3 protein-coding genes are annotated in these 2,146 nt (G+C 71.0%); 2 read left to right on the top strand and 1 reads right to left on the bottom strand.

What is annotated here, in order from left to right:
- Window positions 1-23: 23 nt before the first annotated feature.
- Window positions 24-989 (bottom strand): UTP--glucose-1-phosphate uridylyltransferase, encoded by a 966-nt coding sequence (locus QH283_RS21115; protein ID WP_280504710.1) that lies wholly within the window; start codon window positions 987-989, stop codon window positions 24-26.
- 81 nt (window positions 990-1,070) lie between these two features.
- Here QH283_RS21115 and QH283_RS21120 point away from each other — a divergent pair, with 81 nt between their 5' ends.
- Both QH283_RS21120 and QH283_RS21125 read left to right on the top strand, forming a co-directional pair.
- On the top strand, window positions 1,071-1,691 hold the full coding sequence (locus QH283_RS21120) for a 5-formyltetrahydrofolate cyclo-ligase (RefSeq protein WP_280504708.1): 621 nt from the start codon (window positions 1,071-1,073) through the stop codon (window positions 1,689-1,691).
- 57 nt (window positions 1,692-1,748) lie between these two features.
- Window positions 1,749-2,072 carry an FmdB family zinc ribbon protein gene (locus QH283_RS21125; RefSeq protein WP_280504709.1) on the top strand — a complete coding sequence of 108 codons (324 nt, stop codon included), beginning with the start codon at window positions 1,749-1,751 and terminating at the stop codon, window positions 2,070-2,072.
- Window positions 2,073-2,146: the final 74 nt, after the last annotated feature.

Raw genomic sequence — 2,146 nt, forward strand, 5'->3', positions numbered from 1 at the left:
CGCGGGCGCGCCAGGCGCGGCTCCTACTCGTCGGACGTCAGCTGCGGATCCCAGTCCGCGCTGAGCCGATGGTGCAGCCACTCGCGCAGGGCGGGGCCGTATTCCTCCCGTTCGAGGGCGAAATCGACCGCTGCTCGAAGATAACCGCCCGGGTTGCCCAAATCGTGGCGCGACCCACGGTGGACCACCACATGCACCGGATGCCCCTCGGCGATCAGCAGCGCGATGGCGTCGGTCAGTTGCAGCTCGCCGCCCGCGCCGGGCTCGATGCGCCGCAGCGCGTCGAAGATCGCCCGGTCGAGCAGGTACCGGCCGGCGGCCGCGTAGGTCGACGGCGCGTCGGCCAGGGCGGGCTTCTCCACCATGCCCTTGACCCGCAGCACATTCGGGTTGACCGCGTCGGGCACCGGCGCGACGTCGAACACGCCGTAGGCGCTGACCTGGTCCTTCGGTACGTCGATCGCGCACAGCACGCTGCCGCCGCGCTTGCGCCGCACCCGGCTCATCACGTCGAGCACGCCGCAGGGCAGCACGAGGTCGTCGGGCAGCAGCACCGCAACGGCATCCTCGTCGTCGTCGAGCACGCTCTCGGCCTGGGCCACCGCGTGACCGAGGCCGAGCGGCTCCTCCTGCACCACCGAGGTGACGTCCAGCAGCGCGGGCGCCTTGCGGACCTTCTCCAGCAGCTGGAATTTGCCGCGCTCGGCGAGCGTGCTCTCCAGGACCAGATCTTCGACGAAGTGCGCGACCACGCCGTCCTTGCCGGGTGAGGTGACGATCACCAGGCGCTGTGCGCCGGAATCGGCGGCCTCGGAGGCCACCAGTTCGATGCCGGGGGTGTCGACCACCGGCAGCAGTTCCTTGGGCACCGTCTTCGTCGCAGGCAGGAACCTCGTGCCCAGCCCCGCCGCCGGTACGACGGCCGTGCGGAAGCACGACGCCGCCCCCTGCGGCGCGCTCTGCGCGGACTGTCCGGCTTTTGCTGTCATACGCATACCCTATCCATCCATGACACCGCCGTTGAACGTCGTCGCGACGTTGCGGCTGCGGCTGAGCTTAAGGTGATCCCCATGGGGATGCCCCGTCAGCGGGACAAACAGACATGGCGCGCGGAAATTCTCGCGCGCCGCGCCGAGGTCGATCCGAGCCGCCACGACGCCGAGGCCGCCGCGCTCGCCGTGGCGGTGCGCGCGTTGCGCGGGGCGGCGGTGGCGTGCGCCTATGTACCGGTCCGCGGTGAACCCGGCTCCACCGCCATGCTGGACGAACTGCGCTCCGGCGGCACGCGCGTGCTGCTGCCGGTGACCGGCGCGCCGGGCGCGCTGACCTGGGGCGAGTACACCGGTGCGGCCGATCTGCGCCGCGCGCGCTACGGGCTGCTCGAGCCCGCGGGCCGGGAGCTCGGGCCGGAGGTCGTCGCCGAGGCCGAGGTGATCCTGGTGCCTGCGCTTGCGGTGGACCGGCGCGGGGTCCGGCTCGGGCGCGGGGCCGGTTACTACGACCGCACGCTCGGCGCCGCCGGCCGGGGGGCGCGGTTGATCGCGGTGGTGCGCGACGAGGAGTTCGTGGCGCGCCTGCCCGAGGAGGAGCACGATGTACGTGTGGGCTGGGTGCTGACTCCCGGCGGTGGCCTGGTCCGGCTGGAAGGATCTGCCGACGGTCCGGGGACCGTGGAACACCACCCCGACTAGCGACGTTGGCACTGTCGGCGGTAGAGTGCTAAGTCGACAAGACTCGCGGAGGATGCTGTGCCAACTTATTCGTATGCGTGCACCGAGTGTGACAACCGGTTCGACATCGTTCAGTCGTTCTCCGACGATGCGCTGACCGTCTGCGACCAGTGCTCAGGAAAGCTGCGCAAGCTGTTCAATTCGGTCGGCATCGTCTTCAAGGGCAGCGGCTTCTACCGCACCGACAGCCGCGGCGGCGCCGTCCCCGCGGGTGACACCGGCAAGTCCGACAACGGTTCCTCGTCCAACGGTTCCTCGTCCGGCTCGGATTCCGGCTCGTCCTCGTCGAGCAGCGCGACGTCGAGCAGCACCTCCAGTTCGACGAGCACGTCGGTCGCCTGACCTGGATTACCGTCGCGGGGGGCCGGGGGGGCACCCCCGGGCAGGAGGTGTGATACGGGGCCGCCGGGGCCGGG

The organism is Nocardia farcinica (genome assembly GCF_029867845.1).
In the GTDB taxonomy this organism is placed as follows: Bacteria; Actinomycetota; Actinomycetes; order Mycobacteriales; family Mycobacteriaceae; genus Nocardia; species Nocardia farcinica_A.